At 58.8% G+C, this 26,158-nt stretch carries 21 protein-coding genes; 9 read left to right on the top strand and 12 right to left on the bottom strand.

The features are described 5' to 3' along the window. Nucleotides 1–130: 130 nt before the first annotated feature. From QN399_RS11235 to QN399_RS11205, 7 genes are all read right to left on the bottom strand, one after another. Complete coding sequence (locus QN399_RS11235) at nucleotides 131–688, bottom strand: DUF3304 domain-containing protein (RefSeq protein WP_322177066.1); 558 nt, start codon at nucleotides 686–688, stop codon at nucleotides 131–133. Beyond that, entirely contained in the window at nucleotides 673–1,194 is a 522-nt protein-coding gene (locus QN399_RS11230) for a DUF3304 domain-containing protein (protein WP_330200939.1), read from the bottom strand. The genes QN399_RS11235 and QN399_RS11230 overlap by 16 nt, the downstream gene beginning before the upstream one ends. Beyond that, nucleotides 1,191–2,000: a DUF4123 domain-containing protein gene (locus QN399_RS11225; RefSeq protein ID WP_330200938.1), complete on the bottom strand. Its 810-nt coding sequence runs from the start codon at nucleotides 1,998–2,000 to the stop codon at nucleotides 1,191–1,193. Before QN399_RS11225 ends, QN399_RS11230 begins: the two co-directional genes overlap by 4 nt. A 39-nt stretch (nucleotides 2,001–2,039) precedes the next feature. Then, complete coding sequence (gene tssI, locus QN399_RS11220; RefSeq protein WP_330200937.1) at nucleotides 2,040–4,151, bottom strand: type VI secretion system tip protein TssI/VgrG; 2,112 nt, start codon at nucleotides 4,149–4,151, stop codon at nucleotides 2,040–2,042. Nucleotides 4,152–4,666: 515 nt separating this feature from the next. Continuing rightward, nucleotides 4,667–5,965 (bottom strand): hypothetical protein, encoded by a 1,299-nt coding sequence (locus tag QN399_RS11215; protein WP_322177062.1) that lies wholly within the window; start codon nucleotides 5,963–5,965, stop codon nucleotides 4,667–4,669. A gap of 8 nt (nucleotides 5,966–5,973) precedes the next feature. Continuing rightward, the gene (locus QN399_RS11210) at nucleotides 5,974–7,302 is read right to left on the bottom strand and encodes a hypothetical protein (protein ID WP_322177061.1); all 1,329 of its coding nucleotides are present in this window, start codon (nucleotides 7,300–7,302) and stop codon (nucleotides 5,974–5,976) included. A 381-nt stretch (nucleotides 7,303–7,683) separates the two neighbouring features. Then, the gene (locus QN399_RS11205) at nucleotides 7,684–9,303 is read right to left on the bottom strand and encodes a glucan biosynthesis protein D (protein ID WP_322177060.1); all 1,620 of its coding nucleotides are present in this window, start codon (nucleotides 9,301–9,303) and stop codon (nucleotides 7,684–7,686) included. A gap of 553 nt (nucleotides 9,304–9,856) precedes the next feature. Here QN399_RS11205 and QN399_RS11200 point away from each other — a divergent pair. The 5 genes from QN399_RS11200 (at nucleotide 9,857) to cfaB (ending at nucleotide 17,349) form a co-directional block, all read left to right on the top strand. Continuing rightward, on the top strand, nucleotides 9,857–11,851 hold the full coding sequence (locus tag QN399_RS11200) for a protease modulator HflK (protein ID WP_330200936.1): 1,995 nt from the start codon (nucleotides 9,857–9,859) through the stop codon (nucleotides 11,849–11,851). 11 nt (nucleotides 11,852–11,862) lie between these two features. Further along, on the top strand, nucleotides 11,863–12,912 hold the full coding sequence (locus tag QN399_RS11195; RefSeq protein WP_322177058.1) for a protease modulator HflC: 1,050 nt from the start codon (nucleotides 11,863–11,865) through the stop codon (nucleotides 12,910–12,912). After that, on the top strand, nucleotides 12,909–13,967 hold the full coding sequence (locus QN399_RS11190; RefSeq protein WP_322218639.1) for a protease modulator HflK: 1,059 nt from the start codon (nucleotides 12,909–12,911) through the stop codon (nucleotides 13,965–13,967). Before QN399_RS11195 ends, QN399_RS11190 begins: the two co-directional genes overlap by 4 nt. After that, complete coding sequence (locus QN399_RS11185) at nucleotides 13,964–15,886, top strand: cation-translocating P-type ATPase (protein ID WP_322218636.1); 1,923 nt, start codon at nucleotides 13,964–13,966, stop codon at nucleotides 15,884–15,886. Before QN399_RS11190 ends, QN399_RS11185 begins: the two co-directional genes overlap by 4 nt. Before the next feature lie 278 nt (nucleotides 15,887–16,164). Beyond that, nucleotides 16,165–17,349 (top strand): C17 cyclopropane fatty acid synthase CfaB, encoded by a 1,185-nt coding sequence (gene cfaB, locus QN399_RS11180; RefSeq protein WP_322218634.1) that lies wholly within the window; start codon nucleotides 16,165–16,167, stop codon nucleotides 17,347–17,349. A 58-nt stretch (nucleotides 17,350–17,407) separates the two neighbouring features. Here cfaB and cls read toward each other — a convergent pair whose 3' ends face one another. Continuing rightward, the gene (gene cls / locus QN399_RS11175) at nucleotides 17,408–18,847 is read right to left on the bottom strand and encodes a cardiolipin synthase (RefSeq protein WP_330200935.1); all 1,440 of its coding nucleotides are present in this window, start codon (nucleotides 18,845–18,847) and stop codon (nucleotides 17,408–17,410) included. A gap of 160 nt (nucleotides 18,848–19,007) precedes the next feature. On the opposite strand from cls, the gene QN399_RS11170 reads away from it, so the two are divergent. Beyond that, nucleotides 19,008–19,529 carry a DUF3617 domain-containing protein gene (locus tag QN399_RS11170; protein ID WP_322177054.1) on the top strand — a complete coding sequence of 174 codons (522 nt, stop codon included), beginning with the start codon at nucleotides 19,008–19,010 and terminating at the stop codon, nucleotides 19,527–19,529. On the opposite strand, the gene folE2 is transcribed toward QN399_RS11170, so the two are convergent. Continuing rightward, complete coding sequence (folE2, locus tag QN399_RS11165; protein ID WP_322177053.1) at nucleotides 19,513–20,418, bottom strand: GTP cyclohydrolase FolE2; 906 nt, start codon at nucleotides 20,416–20,418, stop codon at nucleotides 19,513–19,515. The two genes, QN399_RS11170 and folE2, sit on opposite strands and share 17 nt — an antisense overlap. A gap of 100 nt (nucleotides 20,419–20,518) precedes the next feature. Between folE2 and zigA the strand changes: the two genes are divergently transcribed. Then, a complete protein-coding gene (gene zigA, locus QN399_RS11160; RefSeq protein ID WP_322218629.1) occupies nucleotides 20,519–21,727 on the top strand; it encodes a zinc metallochaperone GTPase ZigA in 1,209 nt (402 codons plus the stop codon). On the opposite strand, the gene QN399_RS11155 is transcribed toward zigA, so the two are convergent. Then, nucleotides 21,724–22,080 carry an NADH:ubiquinone oxidoreductase gene (locus QN399_RS11155; RefSeq protein WP_322177051.1) on the bottom strand — a complete coding sequence of 119 codons (357 nt, stop codon included), beginning with the start codon at nucleotides 22,078–22,080 and terminating at the stop codon, nucleotides 21,724–21,726. The genes zigA and QN399_RS11155 overlap by 4 nt on opposite strands. Before the next feature lie 39 nt (nucleotides 22,081–22,119). On the opposite strand from QN399_RS11155, the gene QN399_RS11150 reads away from it, so the two are divergent. Next, nucleotides 22,120–23,082, top strand: a complete 963-nt coding sequence (locus tag QN399_RS11150; protein WP_330200934.1) for a CobW-like GTP-binding protein — start codon at nucleotides 22,120–22,122, stop codon at nucleotides 23,080–23,082. Between the two features lie 40 nt (nucleotides 23,083–23,122). Here QN399_RS11150 and QN399_RS11145 read toward each other — a convergent pair whose 3' ends face one another. Both QN399_RS11145 and QN399_RS11140 read right to left on the bottom strand, forming a co-directional pair. Next, nucleotides 23,123–23,515 (bottom strand): DUF3301 domain-containing protein, encoded by a 393-nt coding sequence (locus QN399_RS11145; protein WP_322177049.1) that lies wholly within the window; start codon nucleotides 23,513–23,515, stop codon nucleotides 23,123–23,125. A gap of 143 nt (nucleotides 23,516–23,658) precedes the next feature. Further along, nucleotides 23,659–24,144 carry an acyl-CoA thioesterase gene (locus tag QN399_RS11140; RefSeq protein ID WP_322177048.1) on the bottom strand — a complete coding sequence of 162 codons (486 nt, stop codon included), beginning with the start codon at nucleotides 24,142–24,144 and terminating at the stop codon, nucleotides 23,659–23,661. A 239-nt stretch (nucleotides 24,145–24,383) separates the two neighbouring features. On the opposite strand from QN399_RS11140, the gene QN399_RS11135 reads away from it, so the two are divergent. Further along, nucleotides 24,384–26,147, top strand: a complete 1,764-nt coding sequence (locus QN399_RS11135; RefSeq protein WP_322218626.1) for a cation:proton antiporter — start codon at nucleotides 24,384–24,386, stop codon at nucleotides 26,145–26,147. Nucleotides 26,148–26,158: the final 11 nt, after the last annotated feature.

The raw sequence follows: 26,158 nt of genomic DNA, 5'->3' as shown, positions 1-26,158 counted from the left end.
GAGGTATGGCTGTAGCCCTCGATAGGCGCGCCCAGTCGGTCGGGCAGTGATTTGCTGCAGGCTTGCAGCGCAAGGCAAGCGAGCGCAGCCGCCGCCCAAAGCGCTGGCCTTCGGCGTGGGGCGCCAGGGTTTAAGGTGCGGGACATTTGGCAGGGACTTCCATCTTGAGGGGGTAGTTGTAGGGGTGATTGGGGCGCCCGTGGTAGCTGGGACTGGCGGCGACCTTGACTTGATCGCAAGGCAGAAAATGCACATTGACCAACCCGAGTTGCTCATACGGCGCCACCTCCACGACGGCGCGATGGCGGGTATTTTTGGATTTCTGTTCTTTCATCCGTGCGCGCCATGCGTCGGAATAGCGCGGTTCGGACCATGTTGCGGAATCAAAGGGCGTCGGATCCTTCTCCCACTCCACCACCACGGTCAGGCCGGGATGCCACTTGCGCGGCAGGCTCACGCAGCAGTTCTGGCTGCCGCCCCCGCCGTAAGGCCCGATGTTCGGCCCGCCGTTGCCGTTGACCATGAAGTAGTTGATCGCCGCCGAGGTATGGCTGTAGCCCTCGATAGGCGCGCCAAGTCGGTCGGGCAATGATTGGCTGCACGCTTGAAGCGCAAGGCAGGTCAGCGCAGCCGCCACCCAAAGTGCTGACCTTCGGCGTGAGGCGCCAGGGTTTAGGGTGCGGGACATACGGCAGGGACTTCCATTTTCATTGGGTAGTTGTAGGGGTGATTTGGGCGACCGTGGTAGCTAGGACTGGCGGCCACCTTGACTTGATCGCAAGGCAGAAAGTGCACATTGACCAACCCGAGTTGCTCATACGGCGCCACCTCCACGACGGCGCGATGGCGGGTGTATTTGGTTTCGTGTTCGTCCATTCGCTTGAACCATGCGTCGGAGAATCGAGGTTCGGTCCAATACCTCGAGGCACCAACATTCGGATCCTTCTCCCACTCCACCACCACGGTCAGGCCGGGATGCCACTTGCGCGGCAGGCTCACGCAGCAGTTCTGCTTGCCGCCCCCGCCGTAAGGGCCGATGTTCGGACCGCCATTGCCGTTGACCATGAAGTAGTTGATCGCCGCCGAGGTATGGCTGTAGCCCTCGATAGGCGCACCCAGTCGGTCGGGCAGTGATTGGCTGCACGCTTGCAGCGCAAGGCAGGTCAGCAGGCAAAGCGCGAACGGGCGCCTCATGCCAAGCCACCGTTCTGCGGCAGGTCTTCGGGCAGGTGTCGGGCCAGCCACTCGATCATAAATGCCCGGTGTTCCTCGCCTTTAAGGCGGCGGTCACTGGCGGCGAGGTGCCCCAAATACAGCAGGGATACCCGTTGTTCCTTGCCGACCCGGTAGTTCCGTTTGCGCAGACCGTGGGTTTCTTCCCATTGCTCGGCAGCACTCCAGGTGCACACGGACTCGACCTGAAACGCGTCCATCATCAAGGGCGTACGGGGGCGGGTAAATTCGTGAAAGGGGAGGTTGTAGCCACCGATGATCTGCGCTTTGCGATCGCGGTCGGTCCAGTGCCAACTGATGACGGGGGCATGGAAATCGCGAGCCGCGTCTTCGATAAACACGCCACTGATGTGCTTGAACAACCGGTTGTCGTAGTAACGCAGGATGCCGCTCTTGGCGCCTTTGTCCCAATGCGCCTGGGTGTAATAACGCAGGTGCTCACTCAACGCGTCGAACGGCCAGGGGCTTAACAGCGACAGCACGCGGGACTCGCGTTCGAACGCCCTGACAAACGCGCCCAGCCAGTTCATTTGGGCCGTATGTGCCCAGAACACGCGAACATGCACAGGGCCTTGTGCGGCCAGTGCGTGTTCAGGCGTGCCCTCAAGCAACGGGGTGTGCAAGGGCGGCGGGTCGAGTTCGGCCAGCCGTTGCAGCAAGGGGTAATCCAGCAACGTGGCGTTGATGATCATGTCGAGGTGGTCGAGGCTTGCTGCGTCGGCGTGTTGTTTCAGGTCGCGCAGACACGCGGGGATTTCAAAGTCCATGGTGGGGTCCCGAAGTTGGTAGGTAAAAGAACTGGAGCATTAGCGGGTCGCAAAGCCCTCGAGTTTTTTTTGAGCCGCCTGGAAGCACTTTTCACACACCGCTGGCTCCGGCAGCACCTCAACGGGCTCCGGTTCGTGCTCCCAGGAAAATTCCGGCAACGACGGCGACAGCGCCATCAATCGGCCGGCGGCTTCTTGTGCGCTTTCGCCGGGCAGTTGTGGCCGTTGAATCGAGGGCGGGGTGCCGGGGATGGGGGCACCGCCGACGGTGATCAGGCTGCTGCTGAAAATCCCGGCCGGGGTGAACACCAGGTGCTGGCCTGCGCCCTTGAGCGTGAGAAAACCCTGGGCATCGATGGCCACGTTGATACCCGATTGCAGGTGCAGATCCTGCCCGGCGCGGATGACGGCGGCTTGCCCGACCTGGGTATAGCTGCTGCCCGCGATGTTCAGCGAGTCGTCGGCGTTGAGCTGGGTTTTGCGCAGGCCATGGGTGGTGTGGTGTTCTTCGGCGTGGTATTCGCTGTAGGCGTTGGCTTTGATGGTGGTGTGCTGTTCGTTATCCACCTCAAGGGTGTGGTCGTTGCGGGCGAGGGTCAGGAAGTCGCGTTGGGCGTGCAGGTAGATGCGTTCTTTGCCCTTGCGATCCTCAATGTGAACTTCATTTCCACCCCCTCCGCCGGGATAGGAAAGTGATTTGAATACGCTGCGGGTTTTATTGGCGGGCAGCGGGTAAGGCACGGTGTTGGCCTTGTTGAACAGGTAACCGGTGAGCATCGGCGAGTCGGGATCGCCTTCGTCATAGCCGATCACCACTTCCATGCCGACCCGTGGAATGACGCTGCTGCCGTAGCCACTGCCCGCCCAGCCAGTGACCACGCGCACCCAGCAGCTGCTGAGTTCGTCGGTTGAGCCGGACCGGTCCCACCGGAAACGAACTTTGACCCGGCCGTATTCGTCGCAGTAAATCTCTTCATCCTTGGGGCCGCAGACCGTGGCGGTCTGGCTGACCAGTACCACGGGCTTGGGGTGATCCAGTGGCGGTCGATAAATCACGTGCTCAGGGGTGGCGGTGAAGGTGTTCTGGTAGCCCTGGACAAAACCGTCCTTCGCTTCGGGGGCCGTGCTGTTAAGGGCTTCCATCACTTGCGGAGCCCGGCCACGGTGAGTGACGTGATTGAGCAGCCAGTGAGTGTTCCAGTCCTTGCGCGGATGGTCCTCAAGGGCAAACAAGTGGCCGCTGAGCAGCATCGGCTGGTCGCTTGCCCCGCGCGCCACGCACGCGTTCAATTGGAGTCTTTCCAGCGATTTACGCGCAACCTGCCGCCCGTGGTCTGCGGTTTTGAAATACGCGGGGTAGGTGAAGTTTTCCAACTCCTGAAAGTGATCCCACGCCTCGCGATCATCGCCTCTGGAGGCTGATTCCAGAGGACGGCTCGATGTTTCAAAGTCGTAGTGACGGCGGGTGACCCGCGAGGTTCTGCCTTTGATCCCCACGCTGAACGACTTAACGGCCACGGTCTCGGCGTTCATGCCGTTGTCGGGTACATAAACCGTGGACTCAGGCAGACGATTGAACCGGTCCTGGTGGTCAGCGAAGACCAGGATGTGGCTGTTTTGACTGTGTTCGAAGCGAAAACTGAGGCCTTCTTCCTCGCACAAGCGTTGTACGAAATACAAGTCGCTCTCTTTGTACTGGGTGCAATAGTTCCGGGGCTCATAGTGTCGGGCATCCAGCTCGAAGCGATAGCGATCCGAGAGGATGCCGTGCTCTTCCAGCACCTGGGCGATGATTTGTTTCACTGTCTTTTTTTGAAAGATGCGCTGGTTGGTCCGGTGCTCAAGGTAAAACAGCTGTGGCACCAGTTTCAGGTGGTAATGGGTGGCTTTCCAGTGGGTTTGGCCTTGAACGAACTCGTGGATCAGGCCATGAAAGCCATAACCCTTTTTACCGCCGAGGGAGAGGAACGCGGACTTATGCAGATAGTCATTCAGGTCCAGCGCCGGGCGGTCACCGACCAGTTCAATATCGAAACAAAATGGCTGGTTTAACCCTTCCTGCCCCGTGAATTGAAGAACCTGCAGGTTGTAATCCCGCTTTAGCCTGGCAATGGTCAGGCTAAAGTCTGGCTGATTAGCTAATGTCGGCATTCCGCTGTCCTGGCTTTTGTAAGGAGAGTTGTCCAAGGCATGTTCGGTGAAAGGTTTTTTATCGTCTGTAGGCCAAATCCTTGCCGTGTTGCAGGAAAGGTCTGAAATGTTGACCCATAAAAAAACCGCTGTTCGTGAGAACGGCGGTTTTGGGGTGGCGGGGGGGATATTTGAATGGAATAGAAACAATAAAGTTGGCGCTGGCATTCGATAGCGATGCAGTGGAATCCGTTAGACACAGCGCTCTAACTCGCCTCCCTTCAGCCCTTCCTGGCCGAAACCGGTTGATTCCTGACCAGCGCTGACTCGACCAAAGCCTGTGCTGTTTCCAGCAAGTGGACGGCGGCCAGGGCCAGTTTGCGAAGGGTGTTTCTGGAGGACGGCAGGGGTTAATAACGCCATGCCCTCCAGCTTCAATGGATTTTTCCGTACCCAAAAAAATGCCCGCACAGACGTTTCGGTCTGCCGGGCATTTTTGGCGGAGCTGGATTAACTCAAATCGAACGGCTGAGCGCTCAGCGCTTGGACACCACGCTTGGCGTGCCCAATCGGATGATTTTCGGAAAGTCGCTCAGGGTCACTGACGCACTGCACCCGGAGGCATTGCAGGCCCAAGGCTCGCCGCTGTCATGCAGGCCTTTGCCGGGTTCTGCGGTGTCGATGAGTTGAACGTTGCCTTTGAGTTGGGTGCTGCTGAGCACGTTTTTCTGCCGTGATCGGCTGGCTGTCCAGGCGACGACGACGCGCTCCGGGCCTTTGTGGAAGTTGAGCAGGTAGACGTCGTCGGCCTGGACGCTGGCGTCGGCGTCGTAGGTGTATTCGCGCAGTATCGGGCTGATGGCCTTGAGGACGCTGTAAGCGGGTTTTGGCTGGAGGTCCGGTCGCAGCAGGCCGAAGTTATGTTCTTGTTCGCCTTTGTCCTGGCCGTCGTTGAGCAGGTCATACCACCACATCCCTTTGATATTGGGGATGGTCCGCGCCAGGAAATAGCTGCGCGCAAGGTAGGACGATTGTTTGGCTTCACTGATCCCGCAGTTGCCTTGGTGGCTGGGCCAGCTCATTTCGGTCAGGTAAATCGGGACCGCTTTTTTGGCACGGTCACGCACCTGGGCTTCGTAGCCCCGCATCCAGTTGGCCCAGCTTTCAGGGGTGTTGCGCGCCATGCTCATGCAATGCACGTAAGGGTGCAGGGACAGACCGTCCACCTCGTTCAGCGTCCCGGCATCGATCAAGCGATCAACGAAGCCGTCGAGCATGCCTTTGGATGTCACGGCGCCGGCGAGTACTTTTGCATGTGGATTGTTTTTGTGAACCCATGGGACGACGCTTTTGGCCAGCGCGGCATAGTCGGCGCTCAACGCCGGGTCTTTCGTGCCTTCCATGTCCCACTCGTTCCAGACTTCGTAAAAATCGACTCTGCTCCCAAACCGGCGGCTCACGAAATCGATGTAGTTATGGTAGGCGGCTTTGACGTTGGGCGTGCGCGGCTTGGCACCGTCGTAGGGAACGGCGCCGTAACCAAAAATCAGCATGGTGCTCAACTGCAGGTTTCTGGCGCCGTTAAGGTACGTTTCCCACGACGGAAGAATACGCAGCTGATTGCGCGCAGGTTCGGCGGTCGACCAGAAGGCATCGTCGCGCACGGACGTGATGCCAGCGTCTGCAGCGGATTGCAGGGCGCGTTTCTGTAGGGTTTGGGATTCCATCAAGTGGGTGCCAACCCCCACGATGAAGACGTCTTCGGCGCGGGTTGTGTTGGTGAGCAGCAGGCCCATAAGGCATACGAAAATACTGAGGCGAAGGTTTGTTTTCATTGGGCTTCTCAACGCTGGTCGGGCAGGGCTGACGACAGGGTGTCGAGGGGGGGCGTGAGCGCCAGTGCGGGGCTGGCGTGGTCTTGGGGGCTGAGTGTGCGGTTGAGTGTGTGACCGATTGCCAGCCCCAGAAACAGGTTGGACATGGTGACCTCGAACATGTCCGTGGTCCAACTGATCACACAGATGCAAAAGGTGACGGCCAATAGCGCGCGGTCCATACGGGTTGTCGAGTAATCACGCAGCAGGAACAGTAGCGGCAGTTGCAGCATGTACAGCAACACCCCCGCGAAGCCGAAAATAGCCCACAGGTAAACGGCGGTGTTGTCCGATGTGCCGAGCATATCGGCATGGGGCACAGGGGACACAAAAACAGCACTGCCGAACATACCGAAACCCACGCCCAGCCAGCTCCAGCCCTCATTGGCGATCAGGATGATCAGATGTGGCCAGGTATTGACCAGGCGATCATAAAACGAGGCCAGGCCTCCGCCACTGTTGCTGCTGGCCGCATTGGGGTCAAAGTCATGTAGCACCCCCATGGCGGGCAAAATCACGCCCATCGACACCGCGATCACGAAAATCCATGCGCTGGTCCAGCGGTAGCGAATGAGGGCCAGCAGCCCCAGGGTGCATAGAAAGGCCACGGTTGGGGTTTTGCTGGTGGTCAGGAGAATGCTGAAAAACGCTACGACACACACCGTGGCGAACAACATCCGGGAGCGGATGAACATCAGCAGATAGAGACTGAAGATCGCAATCGTGATCGACAATACGTTGGACACACGAGCAAACCCGGCGAGTCGATCGACGTCGTCTGCAGTCCACGCACGGTTGGCACTCAGCTCAATCGATCCGAGTTGGTAGGTGTAACCCTTCCAGGGCACCGTGGTGTATTTATCCAGAAGAACCCCGACCACCGAGGCGACCAGGCACAGGGCGACACACTTGCCTAACAGGCTTCTTTGATTGATCAGGTGCTCGCTGCAGACTATCGCGAACAGGAACGGGCTGATGGCGAACAGGCTGAAACCTACATTGTTCAGGCTGGCGCCGTGGAGGAGGGCCAGTTGACTGGATAACAGCAGTAACAACAACCCGATCCAGAATAGGCGCGAGGTTTTGAAGGTCAGTAGCTCCAGCGCGAAGAGCACGGCACACCCCATTTTAGGCAGGTACAGCAGCGTCGAAATCCCCGCCATATCGAAGTAATAGCGTAGGGCGCCGGAGAAGGTTTCGACCACGATCAGGCTGATGGCCACCCAGATGACCAATGTCGATTTATTGAATGAAAGAATCGAAGGCTTTTCAGTTGAGGCGGAAGGGGAGTTCGACATCATGTTTTGCTGCCCTCTGAAGCGCGTAGATAAAGGATGTTTGTTCGCCATCGCGCACGGCAAAGCTACCGCCTATAGAACAGCCACTAATGGGGGTTCAATCGAGGACGGAGGGCGTGATGTGAGAGGCAATTAGCGGTATATCAACGTCACTTGCGAACGCTGTCAAATCAATTCGTCAATCTTTTAACGGAAGACCTTTGCCTGTGATTTCTTGTAATCCCAAGTTATTGAAATATATAGGTGATGAAAAATTGACGTGGTTTTTTAGTGCATCAACAAGCCAGAACCAGGGGAGCTCTATGGCTCTAAAACTTTACATACCTGTAAAGAAGGCTGACGCTTTTGCACGCGCCAGCCTTAAATCCTTCCCTTGGTTACTTAGTTATAGCGGCGTTTGTCGGCTGCGGGAGGGAAATACTGATAAAGCCAGGTTTCACTCAGTGTCCGGTCATGGGTGCGAATGAACAGACGCAGTTCGACCGGCGCGACCGAGTCGCTGTTGGGGTACCAGTCGAACGTTATGCGGTAGCCTTTGATGTCCGGGATCAGCAGCACATTGAAGTCTTTCACTTCGCCGCTGGATACCGTGATCACTGGCTCGATACCTGTGCCTTCGGCCAGTCTTTCCAGACCGCCGCCGGTGAAGTCGACGGCAAAGCGACGGGCCCAGACTTCCGGGTAATGCTCGCCTGGAGCCCAACCTTCGATGAAGCCGCCCATGCCTGAGCGGGTAGCGTGCACGCGGGCCAACGGGGTGCCAACGGGCGGCAGGGCGCTCCAGTAGAGTTTGTAGCCGAAGTTGAGCGAAGTTCCTGCGGTGACGGGGGCTTTCGGTGTCCAGAAGGCCACAATGTTGTCCAGCGTCTCGCCGGTGGTGGGGATTTCCAGCAGGTCGATAGAGCCTTCGCCCCACGCGGTAGTCGGCTCGACCCACAGGCTCGGCCGACGGCTGTACCAGTCCACCGTGTCCTGATAGCTGGAGAATTCGTGATCGGTCTGTACCAGGCCGAAGCCTTTGGGGTCTTTGTCGGCAAAGGCGTTGAATTGCAGGGTGGCCGGGTTGTTCAGCGGGCGGCAGATCCACTCGCCGTTGCCACGCCACATAGCCAGACGGTCGGAGTCGTGGATCTCGGGATGAATGGTGTCGCACATTCGCCGTTCATGGGTGCCGCAGCTGAACATGCTGGTCATCGCCGCGATCCCCAACTGCTCGATGGCTTGCCGCGCATTGATGTGCGCGTCGATGGCCATGACCACCTGACTGGCCTGGCAATCGATGTCGAAGCGATAGGCGCCTGTCGCGCTGGGGGAGTCCAGCAGGGCGTAGACGACGAAGCGGGTATGGTCCTTGGTCGGTGTTTCAAACCAGAACTTGGTGAAGTTGGGGAATTCTTCCTTGCGCTTGGCATAGGTGTCGATGGCCAGGCCGCGAGCGGAGAGGCCGTACTGCCCGGAGCTGTCGACGGCACGAAAGTAGCTGGCGCCGAGGAATGACAAAACGTCGTGAGTCGCAATTTCCGGTGCCTTGAACAACTTGAAGCCGGCAAACCCCAGATCGCCCTTGAGCTGGGCCTTATCCACGCCGCTGCTTTCGTAGTTGAACAGCTGCGGGCGGAAGTGCACCTCGCGCGCCTCCTTGGTTTGAGGGTCGACGCTGTACATGCGCACGGGCTGTTTGAAGCCCATGCCCACATGGAAAAACTGCACATCCAGTTGACCCTTGATGTCGTTCCACAGTGAGTGCGCGGGATCGTACTGGATGGCGTTGAATTGCTGTGGGGTCATCTTCGCCAAGGTCGGCGGCAATTGTTGGCTGGTATCGACGAAGGGGTTGCCGGCCAGTTGCTTGGCATGAGCTTGCAGGGCCTCGAAATCGAAATGCTCGATCTCGCCGTCGGCCGTGGCTGCCATAGCGCGTGCGGCAAACAGCCCGGCAGCGGGCAAGCCGGTATAGGCCGCCAGGGCCAACGATGCTTTCAGAAGATTCCTGCGATTCATAAAGGTGACGCCTCTCAGGTGATGCTGTGCCGCCCTGCACATACGCGTGGGAAATGCGCCCGATCAAGCCCTCGGTCGCATGGAACTGCCCATTACTAGATAACAAAGTGGGCCGCTGGTTCGCGAAATGGGTGAAAAAATCGATATCGGTTTATCAGGAGGCGATATTAATGGATGAATATTTCTTGAGAAAGTCGGTTTCGAGGTGCCAAGGGCATAGCCGTTGCCCCTCAATTATTTGCTCAATGGAATGGCAGCGTCATCGTTACTCATGGGCTAACTTCTGGATAACGGAGGACGCGTAGACGGCCTGCGGAAAACCATTCTGATCACGTTAAGCAATTGAATGATGACCGAAATATGATTAGGGCGACGCGTGAAGGTCAAGCCAGCGTGTCCGCAAAAGGTGCAATCGGTCGACAAAAATCCCGAGATTTCTGTTATATCGTAACGTTCATGGAGCATTGCCCGGCAACACGCTGCCAGGGTCGATGCAAAGGGCGGTTTTTGATGGGCAGTTTGTCTTCACTATTGAACAAGGTCTGGAGTGTCGATGCGGGTTGATCTGGATGTTGAAAGTGTGGGCCTTGATGGCTTGCCGCGCTTTCAAAGAGCCGAGTTTCACGCCCGACGTTTGTTGCGGCTGGCTTATGGCCTGGCAGGCTTGGGGTTGTTGGCCTTTATCCTGGCGTTGTTTGTCATGCTTTTTTCATCCACTTCATTGTGGTCGGCAGTGCTGGTCAACAACGCTGCAGCCCTGTGGTTGGTGGTCGCGGGTTTGCAGTCGGCTTACTGGTGTGCCCGTTGGCGCGCGCAGACCCTGGTCGCGGAGCGGGGCGCGGGCGTCGTCGGGCAACCCCCTGAAGAGGAAGAATCGGCTCCGGCACAAGCACCCGGCTGGTACGAGCGCTTGCTCGGCCGGATTAGCGGCAGTGGCTCGTCGCTGCTGACCCAGGTTGGTTTGCCAACGTTGTGGCTTGGCGGCTGGGCGCTGTTGGTGATGTTTGCGGTAAATAGGGTCTGGAACTTGAACCTTGTCGGTTCGAGCCTTGGGCCGACGGGCAACGTGGCGGGGGGGATCAGCCTCCTGCTGGCTTTCGGGCTGCTGGTGCTGGAGCGTCAGTTGAGCCATGAGCTCACGGCTGAATGGCCTGAAGCCGAGTCATTGGCACAACTGACGCGGGTGGCGATTGCCTGCCTGCTGCTCAGTGCGCTGTGCCTGTTCTTCTCGACGCCCGACCGCATCTGGCCGGCGCGGCTTGCCGTGCTGATGGGTCTATTACCCGGTCTGGTGGCGCTGGAGTTGCTGCTGCGTGCATTGACGTCCTTGTTCAGCCCGCGCAACGAACGTATCGAGCCGCGCCTGTTGGCCCAGAGTTTTATGGCTGGCCTGCTGCGCTGGCCGCCGCAGCCGTTGCTGGCTTTGCGGAATGAACTGCACAATCGATTCGGCATCGATCTGCGTCAAATTTGGGCGTTTACCTACATGCGCCGCGCCTTTTTGCCGGTTATGGGAGTGGTGGTGGCGCTCGGCTGGACGCTGACCGGTGTGCATGAAATTCCCATACAGGGGCGCGGCATCTACGAGCGTTTTGGCAAGCCGGTGGAGGTGTTCGGCCCTGGGTTGCATGCGGGCTTGCCATGGCCATTCGGTCGGGTGCTGGCGGTGGAAAACGGCGTGGTGCATGAGCTGGCAACCAGTGTCACCGAGGGCAACGCTGCCGAACAGGTTCGTGAGCCTGCCGAAGGCCCGGCTCCGCTGAGCGCCAATCGCTTGTGGGATGCGAGCCATATCAATGAAAATTCTCAGGTGATCGCCAGCAGCACGGGTGACCCGTCCGGCACTGGGTCCTCTGCGCAGAAGCAGAGCTTCCAGATCGTCAACATGGACGTGCGATTCGTTTATCGCATTGGCCTGACGGATCAGGCGGCGATGGCGGCGACCTATAACAGTGCCGACGTGCCGACGCTGATTCGCAGCACGGCGAGCCGGGTGTTGGTGCATGATTTTGCCTCGCGTACCCTCGATCAGTTACTCGGCGAGCAGCGCGCTACGCTGTCTGCCGATATTGGTAATGCGGTGCAAGCGGATCTGAGGACGCTGGACAGCGGCGTGGAAATTCTCGCGACCGTGGTCGAGTCGATTCATCCGCCAGCCGGTGCGGCCAATGCCTACCATGGCGTGCAAGCCGCACAAATCAGTGCTCAGGCGTTGATTTCCCGAGAGCGCGGTGCCGCCAGCGATCAGTCCAATCTGGCGCAACTCAATGCCAGCGTGGCGCAAGACCAGGCCACCGCCGGTGCGCGCGAGGTGCTGGCCACGGCGCAGGGGGCGGACTTGCGCTTTAGCGCTGAACGCCAGGCGTATGCCCACGCCGGTCAGGCATTTTTGCTGGAGCAATACCTGACCCAGCTGAGCCAGGGTTTGGCCCACGCCAAGTTGCTGGTTCTCGATCATCGACTGGGCGGCGACACTGCGCCGACCATTGATTTACGCACGTTCACGCTACCGGCAGACCCAACGGCGCCGCGTAAAGCCGTTCATTAAGGAGTCATCCCTTGAGTCTGTTTCACTCCCATGATCACCACGGCCATCAAGACCATCAGAATCACGCTGGCCACGACCATGGCCACGCGGGACATCACCACGGTCATCATCATGGCGATGCCTCTGCGGCAGCCGGGTTCCCGTGGCGTCGAACCGCATTGGCAGCGCTGCTCATCGCGTTTGCCGTGGCCGCCGCGAGCCTGGTGCAAGTACGCTCGGGCGAAGCCACCGTTATCACGCGCTTCGGTAACCCCTCCCGCGTGTTGCTCGAGCCGGGTCTGAGCTGGCGCTGGCCGGCACCGTTCGAGGCGACCATTCCGGTGGATCTTCGCCTGCGCACCACCTCCAGTGGTTTGCAGGATGTCGGTACCCGCGATGGCCTGCGTATCATCGTTCAGGCCTATGTGGCCTGGCAGGTTCAGGGCGACCCGGACAACGTGCAGCGCTTCATGCGCGCGGTGCAGAACCAGCCGGACGAAGCCGCACGGCAGATCCGCACGTTTGTCGGCTCGGCGCTGGAAACCACGGCCAGCAGCTTCGATCTGGCCAGCCTGGTCAATACCGACGCCAGCCAGGTACGGATCGCCGACTTTGAAAACCAGTTGCGCCAACAGATCGATCAGCAATTGCTCACTACTTACGGCGTCCGCGTCTTGCAGGTGGGTATCGAGCGTCTGACCCTGCCGTCCGTGACCCTGAATGCGACGGTAGACCGGATGCGCGCCGAGCGGGAAACCATTGCCACCGAGCGTACGGCCGTGGGCAAGCGTGAAGCGGCGCAGATCCGTGCGGCCGCCGAGCGTGATGCGCGCATCGTCGAAGCAGACGCTACGGTCAAAGCTGCTGACATCGAAGCGCAATCGCGCGTCGAAGCGGCGCAAATCTACGGCCGTGCCTACGCGGGTTCGCCGCAGCTATACAACCTGCTGCGCTCGCTGGACACCTTGGGCACGGTAGTGACGCCGGGCACCAAGCTGATCCTGCGCACCGACGCGGCGCCGTTCCGCGTGCTGGTCGACGGCCCGCCGACGCTGGATGGTAAAAGCGGATCGCAACCATGAGTGACGTTACGCCTCAACGCCCCCCCGTCAACAGCCCCTGGCTGCAGGCGAGCCGTCTGGCGTTTCTCGGTTTGTATGCCGTCACGGTGTTGGCCGCGCTAGGCTGGGCGCTGTCGAATGTGCGCCAGATCGATCCGCAGAATCGCGCCGTGGTCATGCGTTTCGGGGCGCTGGAACGCATCCAGAACGCCGGACTGCTCACGGCATGGCCGCAACCTTTCGAGCAGGTGGTGTTGTTGCCCTCTGCGGACCGGGTGATCGAGCGCCGGGTCGAAACGCTACTGCGATCCAGGCTGGCCCTTGATGCTGATCGGGTCGCCAGTTTCGCCACACCGATGAGCGATGCGCTGTCTGGCTCCGGCTTTTTGTTGACCGGTGATGCTGGCGTCGTACAACTCGATGTGACGGCGTACTACAAAGTGACGGACCCGTATGCCTTCGTGTTGCAGGGCGAGCATGTTCTGCCTGCATTGGATCGACTGGTGAATCGCAGTGCTGTGGCGCTGACCGCTGCCCGCGATCTGGACACGATTCTGGTGGCCCGGCCAGAGATGGTCAGCCCCGACAGCAAGGCCGCTGAACGCCGTGAGCGTTTGCGTGGCGATCTGGTTCATGGCATCAACCAGCGCTTGGCCGATCTGGCCGCGACCGGCGTCGGGCTGGGTATCGAAGTCGCTCGGGTCGATGTGCAGTCAAGTCTGCCCACGACAGCGGTCGCGGCTTTTAACGCCGTTCTTACGGCCAGTCAGAAAGCGGATCAGGCGGTGGCCAACGCACGTACCGACGCAGAAAAGCTCACCCAGACCGCGACGCAACAGTCTGACCGCACCTTGCAAGTGGCCCATGCCCAGGCCACCGAACGCCTGGCCAAAGCACAGACCGACACGGCAACGGTCACCAGTCTGACGCAGTCGATTCATGACAAAAGCGACCCGGGCCTGCTGTTACGTATTTATCGTGAGCGTCTGCCAAAAATTCTCGGCCAGGCAGGCTCGGTGACCACCGTCGACCCCCATGACGATTCCCGCCTGATCATTCAGGGAGCAGAACAATGAGTGCCCACGCAGCCACTGAGTCCGCGGTCAGCATGCTGACCGGTTCTGAACAACGCAGTGCGGCCCGACAATTGACCCTGGCGATGCTTGCCCTGGGTTTGCTCGGTCTGGGCCTGGTCTGGCGTTTTGTTGCGCCCGAACAGACCGGTGTCAGTCAGGTACTGCTGGGCGTGGCGTCGTTGCTGGTCGCGGTGCCGGTGGTCAGTGCCGGTTGGCACAGCCTGCGTTACCCAAGTCTGCACGGCATCACCGACCAGTTGATCGCGCTGGCGATGCTAGGTGCCTGGGCCACCGGCGATCTGATGACCGCCGCCTTGTTGCCGATCATCATGATCTTCGGCCATGTGCTGGAAGAGCGCAGCGTCATCGGTTCGCAGGAAGCCATTCAATCCCTGGGCCTGCTGACCCGCAGCCAGGCGCGGTTGATTGACGCCGGTGGCACGGTTCGAGAAGTGGATAACTCAACCTTGGTCGCCGGCGATCAGGTTGAGGTGCGGGCGGGTGATCGGGTCCCGGCCGATGGCGTGGTGCGCTCCGGGCAAGCCAGTCTTGATACCGCACCGATCACCGGCGAGTCGGTGCCCCTGGAGGCCAAGGTCGGCATGGACGTGTTCGGCGGCGCGATCAACCTTGATGGCCTGTTGCGGATCGAGGTTACGCGTATTGGCAATGAATCAACGTTAGGAAAAGTGATCGCGCTGATGCAAAGCGCCGAGCGCTCCAAGCCACCGATTACTCGTCTGCTGGAGCGCTATGCCGGCAGTTACATGGTCTTGGTGTTGATGATCGCGGCCGTGACTTGGTTCATTACCAACGACGCGCAAGCGATGCTGGCGGTGCTGGTCGCCGCGTGCCCTTGCGCGCTGGTGCTATCAGCCCCTGCGACGGCGATTGCCGGGATCGCGGTGGCAGCTCGGCATGGAATTTTGATTCGTAGCTCGGCCTTTCTCGAAGAGTTGGCGGACCTGACCTCTCTTGTGGTGGATAAGACGGGCACGCTGACCTATGGCAGCTTGCGCTTGCAGTCCGTCGAAGCGGCATCGACTCCGCAGAACTACGTGTTGCCATTGGCTGCCAGCCTCGGCTCGGCCAGCAGTCACCCGGTCAGCCGCGCGTTGGCTGGGTTGGTGGACAAAGATCAGTTGTTGGCGCTGACCGACATTCGTGAACGTCAGGGCTTGGGCGTGGTGGCGCGAACCGAGCATGGCGAAGCCGCATTGGGCCGCCCTGAGCTGTTCGATGCGTTGGGCATTAGCACGTCACCGGTACCGACGCATGATGGCCCGATTGCCGGGCTCGCGGTCGACGGTGTTTTCCTCGCCTGGTTGTTGCTGGCCGACAGTCTCAAGCCGGAAGCCCGCCAGGCGCTCGCCGAGTTGCGTGAGCTGGGGCTGGGTCGACAACTGTTGTTGACCGGCGACCGTCAAAGTGTGGCCGACAGCCTGGCCTGCGAAGTGGGTATCAGTGATATCGAGGCCCAGGCGTTGCCTGAAGACAAACTCAATCGGGTCATGGGTGAAATCAGGAGCGGCTTTCGGCCCATGGTGGTGGGCGATGGCATCAACGATTCGCTGGCGCTCAAAGCCGGCGTGGTAGGGGTTGCGATGGGCGCGGGCGGCGCGGACATCGCGCTGGCTTCGGCTGACATCGTGTTGATCGGCAGTGACCTGCGTCGCTTGGGCACCTGCGTGCGCTTGAGCCGCCAATGCCGGCAGACATTGCACGTCAACGTCATCATCGGTCTGGGCTGGACGCTGGCCATCGTGGCCCTTGCCGCTTTCGGTTTGCTGGGTGCGGAAGGGGCGATGATTGCCGCCGTGCTGCATAATCTCAGCACCCTGTTAGTCCTTGGCAATGCAGGTCGTTTGCTGCGTTTTCAGGAGCCGTTGTTGAAACTGGAAATCAAGCCACAGGCCTGAATATCTGACCCTTTAGCCGAGAGTGCCGAGCCAGACCTCTCGGTTAAGTATAAAAATCAACTTGAGCTTTGAAGAACTCTGTTACAGATTAGGGGTCATTCTTACAGTGGGTAATCCATTGAAGGCTGGAGTTTGGCTCGCAACATCGGGTTAAAGGCGGTTGACCCAACGCTTCATGGCATCGTCAGAAGCTATAAAGCCAATAGCTGTGCAGCCCCATCGCTTGGGCTGCTGATGGACTACTCTTTTCCTGCGCTTCTGGATAAGGGGGTTACTACATGCTCGCGCAACTTCCATCAGCCCTGCAAAATTTGCACCTGCCACTGCGGCTGAAACTGTGGGACGGCCATGAGCTTGATCTTGGTCCGGCGCCCAGCGTCACCATTGTGGTGAAAGATCCGCAACTGGTGTCGCAATTCACTCATCCCAGCCTGGACTTGCTCGGTGGCGCCTTCGTTGAGGGCCGACTGGAGTTGCTAGGGTCAATCCGCGAAGTTATCCGGGTTTGCGATGAGTTGAGTCAGGCGTTGCTGGATGAGGATGACAGCGACCAGCCCGCGCGCTCAGAGCACGATAAAGCCACCGATGCGGCATCGATTTCTTACCATTACGACCTGTCCAACGCGTTTTACCAGCTCTGGCTTGACCGCGAGATGGTCTACTCTTGCGCCTATTTCAAGACCGGCGCAGAGACCCTCGAACAAGCGCAGCAGGACAAATTTCATCACCTGTGCCGCAAGTTGCGTTTGCAGCCGGGTGAATACCTGCTGGATGTCGGGTGCGGTTGGGGCGGGCTGTCGCGGTTTGCTGCGCGCGAGTACGGGGTAAAGGTATTTGGCATCACCCTGAGTCGCGAGCAATTGGCCTTGGCCCGTGAGCGGGTCGAAGCGGAAGGCTTGCAGGACCAGGTTGAGCTGCAATTGCTGGACTACCGCGATCTGCCTCAGGACGGTCGCTTCGATAAAATCGTCAGCGTGGGCATGTTCGAACATGTCGGTCACGCCAATCTGGAGCTGTATGCCAAGCGCTTGTTTGGTGCGGTCCGCGAAGGCGGCTTGGTCATGAACCATGGCATCACCGCCAAGCACACCGATGGCCGTCCAGTGGGACGTGGCGCGGGCAATTTTATCGAGCGTTATGTCTTTCCGAATGGCGAGTTGCCGCACGTGTCGATGATCAGCGCTTACCTCAGTGAAGCGGGTCTGGAGATCATCGACGTCGAAAGCCTGCGCCTGCATTACGCTCGGACACTTGAACACTGGAGCGAGCGTCTGGAAAGCCGGCTGGAGGAGGCTGCGACCATGGTTCCAGAGCAAATCTTACGCATCTGGCGTTTGTACCTGGCCGGCTGTGCGTATGCGTTTGCCAAGGGCTGGATCAATCTGCATCAGATTCTGGCCGTCAAACCGTATGCCGACGGCAGCCTTGATTTGCCCATGACGCGGGCTGATATCTACCGTTGATCGCGTGATTCAGGGACAGTCGCTACGGGGTTTCGTGACCCCGGAACGACATCAGCGCTTAGAGAATGGGCGAGATCAGGCGCGCAATGCGCATGCCGAGCTGCTGCAGACGATGCGTTTGCTTTCTCTCCTCCAGGGCGATTTCATGGGCGAGGGCGAAGTCGTCATTGAGCATCTTCTCCACTTCGCTGGCGAAGTCACTGTCGACCGTCAACAGCATCAGTTCGAAATTCAGCCTGAACGAACGGTTATCCAGGTTTGCGCTGCCGATGGCGGTGATCTCGCTGTCCACCAACACCACCTTCTGATGCAAGAAGCCCGGCTCATAGCGGAAGATGCGTACCCCTGCGCGCACGGCCTCGAACGCGAACAGGCTGGAGGCGGCGTAGACCACGTAATGGTCAGGACGCGATGGCAATAGAATCCGCACATCGACACCGCGCATTACCGCCAGGCGCAACGCGGCAAACACGGCTTCATCGGGAATGAAATAGGGGCTGGTGATCCACACCCGTTCCATGGCGGAATGGATGGCTTCGACGAAAAACAGTGAGCAGGTTTCCTGAGCGTCCGCCGGGCCTGTGGCCAGTACTTGGCAGAGCACGCCATTTTCGGGATAGGTGTCGGGCAGGATCAAGGGTGGTAACTGCCGAGTGGCCCAAAACCAGTCTTCGGCGAACGATTCCTGCAAGCAGGCGACCACGGGACCGATTACCTGCACATGGGTGTCTCGCCAAGGGGCTAGCGGTGGTTGTTTGCCCAGGTATTCATCGCCCACATTGTGCCCGCCAACAAAGCCACGCAGACCATCCACCACCACGATTTTGCGGTGGTTGCGGAAGTTCACCTGAAAGCGATTAAGCCAGCCGCTACGGGTGGCGAAGGCCTTGATCTGCACCCCGCCGTCGCGCAGGGTGGTGCTGTAGGAATTGGGTAACGCGTGACTGCCGATCCCGTCGTAGAGGACATGGACGGCCACACCTTCGGCGGCCTTTTCCAGAAGCAACGCTTGCAGGCGTCGACCCAGATCGTCGTCATGAATGATAAAAAACTGAATCAGAATCGCTTGTCTGGCGTGGCGAATAGCCTCGAAGATCGCGGCGAACGTGGCTTCACCATTGATCAGCAGCTTTACCTCATTGTTCGCCAGGCACGGCATACGCCCTAGCTTGGGCATGGCCCGTAGCGAGGCATAAGCGCTGCTGCGCCGGGCGGTGACGGCCTCTTCGATCCAGGGCCGCCAATTCAGATCGCCGATGGCCGCACGCATCTCCCGGTTAGCTTGGCGGCGGGCTTTGATGTAGGCATCAAATGAGCTACGGCCGAAGACCAGATAAGGAATGAGGGCTACGTAGGGGATGAATAACAGCGGCATGGCCCAGGCTATCGAGCCTTGGGCGGTGCGTACGGTAAGCAGTGCATGGATGGCAGCAATAAGGCCTAGCAGATGAGTGAAAGCGATCAAGTAGCCGAAGAAGTGCGGGCTGTGGTAATCCATGTGCAACCTTGCTTTAAACTTTTTAGGTCTCTAACAGACCACAGCCCGTCGGGATTGTCGCTATTTTATTCGGCATGCAACTGGTAGGCGCTTGCGTCGTCTAACGCTCATCGTCAGGCTGGAGCTAATCCGGTCATTTTCATATTCAGGAATTTTTCAGATGAACAAACGCGTTTTGGCTTTGCTGTTTTGTCTGGCTGCACCGATCGCTCAAGCGCAGATGTTGCAGCCAGGGTTGTGGGAACTGACGTCGAGCAATATGCAGGTAGACGGCCAGCCGTTGCCTGACCTGCAGCTGATGCTTGCCCAGTTGAACAACCTGCCGCCCGAGCAGCGAGCGATGATGGAACAGATGATGCAAAAGCAGGGCGTGACGCTGGGCGGGAAGGGCGTGCGAGTCTGCCTGACTCAGGACCAGGTCAAGACTGACAATATCCCGCTGACAGACCCCAAATCTGGTTGCAACCAACAGATCACCGACCGCAATGGCAAGACGTGGAAGTTCCGCTTCAGCTGCCCCAAAGCGCAAGGTACAGGGGTAGCCCAGTTCGCCAGTGATCGCGAGTTCAGCACTAAAGTCGTGGGTACCTTCAACGCCACAGGCGCTCAGCAAAATGGCAGCATGGACACCCGTGCCGTTTGGCTGGGTCAGCAGTGCGGGACGGTTAAACCGCGGACTTGATTCCTCGCTGCCAGCGGCTCCGGGCGACAGCATCGTGTGCATGCAGGCTTTCGGCGTGAATGACTTTCAGGTTGAAACCCTTGATGTCCGGGACCTGACTCAGTGCCAGATGGAGCCGTCGCGCAGCATCTTCACAGAACATCAAATTCTGCCCGTTGGCCAAGGCAAACGCTTGCTCATCGGCGCGTTTGACCGCCGTTTGCACTGCAGTGCCAAGGGCGGTCTCGACGTGATCAATAAGTTGGATTAGCGGAAGTTCGTTCACGTGCACGTCCAGCTGAACATCAAGCTGGGCGCTACTGCGCTGACTGTGTGGGGTGGCAACAATGCCCTGGCTCGTACCGAGCCATGTCAGTACATCCGCATGCTCCAGCGGCCGATTGGCGAAGTCAGAGATGAATTGCGCCTGAATCAGCTGCCTGGCAAGGGCGGCAGAGCATGGGCAGGTCGAGGAATAGCTGACGTCGAATGTTAGTTCCACGTGGAACACTCCATGCTCCAGCCGAGCAAAAATCCCTACCGGATAAGACTTCCAACCGGCCAACGGGCTGATCAATGCCGGGCGTTTCAGCAGCAAATGGCTGTGAATGCGCACAGAGGCACTGGCAGACAGACCGTGGTGCGAGTCGAGAAATTGCTGAAGAACCCGGTGCAGTAATGCGGGTGTGAGGTCTTCTTCATCGAGCATCTCCAGCGCCAGGTACAACCGTGACATATGGATGCCTCGCACTTCCCCATCGTCGAGGCTCACGCCTGCATCCGCTGTGGCGTTCACTCGCTGGCCATTAAACACAATTGGCAGGGCGATGCCGCACATGCCGACCCAATCCAGTGGTAAGGCTTGGCGTGATGCTTGGGAGGCGATATCCGGCAGAGTCAGCGCGTTCATTGAAGGTCCGTCGTCAGGGTGGAAATGTCATGTTATATTATAACGACAAAGTCGACGATGCCTTTTTTGAGCGCGTACGCTACCTGATGAGGAACACCTGATGCCTGACCGTCTACCCGTTACTGTGTTGTCCGGATTTCTCGGGGCTGGCAAAAGCACGTTGCTCAATTACGTGCTGCGCAACCGCGAAAGCATGCGCGTGGCCGTGATCGTTAATGACATGAGCGAAATAAACATCGATGGCAGCGAGGTTCAGCGCGATGTGAGCCTGAACCGTGCCGAAGAAAAACTGATCGAAATGAGCAATGGCTGCATCTGCTGCACCTTGCGCGAGGACTTGCTCGAAGAGGTCAGTCGTTTGGCGCGGGACGGCCGTTTTGACTATTTATTGATCGAATCCACCGGGATTTCCGAGCCGTTGCCCGTGGCTGAAACGTTCACCTTCCGTGATGAGCAAGGCAAAAGCCTGGCCGACATGGCTCGCCTGGACACCATGGTCACCGTGGTCGACGGCATCAATTTTCTGATCGACTACCAGGCCGCCGAGAGCCTGGCGACTCGTGGTGAGACCCTGGGCGAGGATGACGAACGTTCGATCACCGATTTACTGATCGAGCAGGTCGAATTTGCCGATGTCATTCTGATCAGCAAAATCGACCTGATCAGTTCCAGCGAACGTCTGGAGCTGATCGCGATACTTGAGCGGCTCAATCCCCAGGCGGAAATCATTCCTATGGTGATGGGGCAAATTCCGCTGAAAAAAGTGCTGAACACGGGTCGTTTCGACTTCGAGCGCGCCTCGCAGGCGCCGGGTTGGCTCAAGGAGTTGCGCGGCGAACATACGCCGGAAACCGAGGAGTACGGCATTGCCTCGACGGCTTACCGTGCCCGTCGACCCTTTCATCCACAGCGCTTTTTCGACTTCATCAACCGTGAGTGGATCAACGGCAAATTGCTGCGCTCCAAAGGCTTTTTCTGGCTGGCGAGCAAGCATCAGGACGCGGGTAGTTGGTCCCAGGCGGGCGGCTTGATGCGTTACGGTTTTGCCGGTCGCTGGTGGCGCTTCGTGCCCAAACAGGAATGGCCGCAGGACCCGGAAAGCACCGCTGCGATCATGGAAAACTGGACCGCCGAGACTGGTGATTGCCGTCAGGAACTGGTGTTTATCGGGCAGCACATCAACTTCGCGCGGCTCACCGATGAGTTGGACAGCTGCCTGCTGACCGATGCGGAAATGACCAGCGGCGTAGACAGTTGGGCGCTGTTGGCGGATCCGTTCGGACCATGGCACGACGAGGCGGCACCTTAAGGGGCAAGCCACTGGCCCTGGCTCTGCCCCTCACAAAACGGCTTAAGGTAGTGCGCATCGCTGGCGACGCCGTAATAGTGAATGTTCTGGTGATAGGGCATATTGGCGACTTGAGCATTGCTGCACACGCCGAAAGCGCCGGCGGGGCATTGATCGACGTATTCCACTTCGGTTTTCTGCCCGGCCAGTTGTGGTTGGCAAAAACCGTCGTGAAACAGCTTCGCCGGGATGTTGCGATTTTCCTGGCAGACTTTGACGTCGAGTCGTTCGGCGTGGCTGTGTACGACGCATGCCTCGGCCCATGCCTCGCTCGATGTTATCAACAACAGTGTTGCCAGCCAGATCGCGCGCATTGATTGTCCCTGTAACCATCACTCTGAAGAATTGGCCCCATGCTGCAGAACATCCCCACCCATGTCATCGCCGGTCCGTTGGGCGCGGGCAAGACCAGTCTGATCAAGCAATTGTTGGCGCAAAAGCCTGCCAACGAGCGCTGGGCGATCTTGATCAATGAGTTCGGCCAGATCGGCCTGGATGCTGCGCTGTTGACCACGGCTGACGATGGTATCGCACTTGGCGAAGTGGCCGGTGGCTGCTTGTGCTGCGTCAATGGCGCGCCGTTTCAAGTTGGGCTGGGGCGCCTGTTGCGTAAGGCGCGGCCGGATCGACTGCTGATCGAGCCCTCCGGGTTGGGCCACCCGGCGCAACTGATGGAGCAGCTGCGTGAGCCGCCTTGGGAAGGGGTCCTGGCTGTTCAGCCGTGTGTGCTGGTGCTTGATGCGACCGCGATGGTGGCCGGTCAGCCTTTGCCTGACAGTCAGCAAGCAGCCTTGGGCGATGCCGGTTTGTTGGTGATGAACAAGTCCGCACTGCTCGACGTTGTCGCCCGCGAGGCGCTGGCCCGGCGCTTGCCGGACCGTCCGTTGTACTGGACCGAACAAGCGGCTTTGCCGTTATCCGAGTTGCCGGGCATTGGTGCGCAAGCCTCTGCGGCTGTGGATAACTTTGTTACTCCCAAGGGTTTGGCGCAATTGCCTGCGATCTGGACCGACCCGCGTCAGCCGATCTGCTTGAGCCAAGGCCAGGCGGAAGGCTGGAGTATTGGTTGGCGCTGGCATCCGAGCCAGCAATTCGAGCTGATGCGCGTGCAGCAGTGGCTCAATAGCCTGGATTGGCGACGGGCCAAGCTGGTTATCCACAGCAACGCGGGTTGGTTGTCCGGTAATGCGCTGGATGGTGCGGCCATTCATTGGCAAAACAGTGAATGGCGCCGCGATTCACGGCTGGAACTGATATTCACCGCGCCTCAGGACGAGGCCGCGTTGCAAGCGGGACTGGCTGTCTGCTTGCTCTAAAGCGAGTTATCCACAACGGGGAACCGTTATACCGACGGGCTCATTGTTTCCGCTTATTGTGTTCCTGACGCCATTGACTCATCTCGATCACATTGGCGCTGGGTGGCGGAGTTTTGATTTCGAACGGGTAGGGCGCCAGCTCAATGAGTGCGGTGTGTGCGCCGAACATGGTGATGGTGCCGGGGTGGCGTTGCTCGCCGGTGACGGTGAATTCGAAGTTATACACACGGGCCAGGCGCTTTCTGCCGTTGGCATCGCGGGCGAACGTTATACGCCGTAGAGCGACATTGCCGTCCAGCAGCTCGACGTCGAGTTTGGCACAGTGTTGCTTGACTCGCGCCAGTGCTCGCTCGCGCAAACCATGGGAATGCCACAGCCAGGCGCCGCCCGTGGCCAGCAGCATCAGCACAAAAAGGTTGCCCAAGGTCAGCATGAAAAAGTGCTCCAACAAAGAACGTCCAGCTTAACTGGGTCTGACGATTTACAGTCATACCGTGCAGCTTAAATTTCATCCCTGTTGCTTTCTTTGCTTGCGGTCCGCTCGATGCGTGCGCGTCGAGCGGACCCGGTGGGCGCTTAAGGCGCTTCGTCCTTGATGTCCTGATAGCGTTTTTCCAGCTCCTGACGAATCTGCCGCCGTTGCTTGGCCTGGAGGAAGCGACGTTTGTCTTCACTATTGGCCGGTTCCAGTGGAGGTACGGCAGCGGGTTTGCGCTCGTCGTCTATCGCCACCATGGTGAAAAAGCAGCTGTTAGTGTGGCGCACCGAACGTTCGCGGATGTTCTCGGTGACGACTTTGATCCCCACTTCCATCGAGGTATTGCCGGTGTAGTTGACTGACGCAAGGAAGGTCACCAACTCGCCAACGTGGATCGGTTCACGAAAGATCACCTGGTCCACTGACAGGGTTACCACATAACGCCCGGCATAACGGCTGGCGCAGGCATAAGCGACCTCATCGAGGTACTTGAGCAGGGTGCCGCCATGCACGTTGCCAGAGAAGTTGGCCATGTCCGGGGTCATCAATACAGTCATCGACAGCTGGGTGTTTCCGGGTTCCATAGCGTGCTCACAGGGTGGGTGTGTCAGAAGTGCACCTATGCTGGTGCTCGCGTTCTTGTAGATCAGTTATCCGGACGCTGGCGGACCCGCCGCCGTCACGCCGAAGCGCCCATCTGTTTCCATATATTGCACCGACTTTCTCCGTAGAGGTGCGGTGTTAACCTGCAAAAAGCCTTGGTCGCGGGTACTTCCTACATTGGAGTCGGGTTTTTCAGCGCATAAAAAAGGAGTTTCACGCCATGCATGCCATCAGTTTTATCCAGGACCTGGCGGTAATCATGCTGGTCGCCGGCGTCGTAACGGTCCTTTTTCATCGTCTGAAACAGCCCGTGGTCCTGGGCTATATCGTTGCCGGTTTCATTATCGGCCCGCACACACCGCCGTTCGGCCTGATCCACGACGAGGATACAATCAAGACCTTGGCCGAGCTGGGTGTTATTTTCCTGATGTTCTGTCTGGGCCTGGAATTCAGCCTGCGCAAGCTGTTCAAGGTCGGTGCCACGGCCTTTATCGCGGCTTTTCTGGAAATCGTGCTGATGATCTGGATCGGCTACGAAATCGGGCGTTTCTTCAACTGGAACGCCATGGACTCGCTGTTTCTCGGGGCGATTCTGGCGATTTCTTCAACCACCATCATCGTCAAAGCGTTGAACGACCTGAAGATGAAAAATCAGCGTTTTGCCCAGCTGATTTTTGGGATCCTGATCGTCGAAGACATTCTCGGTATTGGCATTATTGCCTTGCTGTCCGGCATCGCGGTCAGCGGCTCCGTGAGTTCCGGCGAGGTATTTTCCACCGTCGGCAAGCTGTCGCTGTTTATGGTTGTAGCGCTGGTGATCGGTATTCTTCTGGTCCCGCGCCTGTTGGCGTATGTGGCTAGATTTGAAAGCAATGAAATGCTTTTGGTGACGGTACTCGGTCTGTGTTTCGGATTTTGCCTACTGGTGGCCAAGCTTGAATACAGCATGGTGCTGGGCGCTTTTCTGATTGGTGCGATCATGGCGGAATCGCGGCAGTTGCTGAAAATAGAGCAGCTGATTGAACCTGTTCGCGACATGTTCAGTGCAATTTTCTTCGTTGCCATCGGTTTGATGATCGACCCGAAAATCCTTCTCGATTACGCCTGGCCGATTGCCGTGATCAGTGTCGCTGTGGTGCTGGGCAAGATGCTGTCGTGTGGCCTGGGTGCCTTTATCGCCGGGAATGATGGGCGCACGTCCTTGCGGGTTGGCATGGGTTTGTCGCAAATCGGCGAGTTCTCTTTCATCATCGCCGCCCTCGGCATGACGTTGCAGGTCACCAGCGACTTTCTCTATCCGGTGGCAGTGGCGGTATCGGTGATCACCACCTTGCTGACGCCTTACCTGATCCGCTCGGCGGACCCTTTATCGATGAAGCTCGCGGCAATGATGCCTAAGCGTATCGCGCGGGTCTTCGGGCTGTATGGGGAATGGCTGCGCAGTATCCAGCCACAGGGGCAGGGCGCGTTGCTGGCGTCGATGATCCGCAGGATTTTGTTGCAGGTCGGGGTCAATCTGGCGCTGGTGGTGGCGATTTTCTTCTGTGGCGGTTACTTCGCCGAGGGCATTGGCGGTTATTTGAGCGACTGGCCCCGCGATGACAGCCAACACAAGGCGTTGATCTGGGGTGTTTCGTTGCTGGTGTCGCTGCCGTTTTTGATCGCGGCCTACCGCAAGCTCAAGGCGCTTTCGATGTTGTTGGCCGAGATGAGCGTTAAGCCCGCCATGGCCGGACGCCACACCGAACGCGTGCGTCGGGTGATCGCAGAAGTGATCCCTTTGCTGTCGATGTTGGTGATTTTCCTGCTGCTGGCTGCGCTGTCGGCGAGCATCCTGCCGACTAACGAATTACTGCTGGTGATTGGGGTGGTGGCCACTATCGTTGCCGCGGTGTTGTGGCGCTGGTGCATCCGTGTACATACGCGGATGCAGATCGCTTTGCTGGAAACCTTGGGTAACCATCAGGAGCCGCCCGAGCATTGAGGCGACTCCTT

The sequence above is a fragment of the Pseudomonas sp. 10C3 genome (assembly GCF_036346185.1).
GTDB lineage: Bacteria > Pseudomonadota > Gammaproteobacteria > Pseudomonadales > Pseudomonadaceae > Aquipseudomonas.
This window is presented reverse-complemented; position numbering and strand designations above follow the sequence as displayed.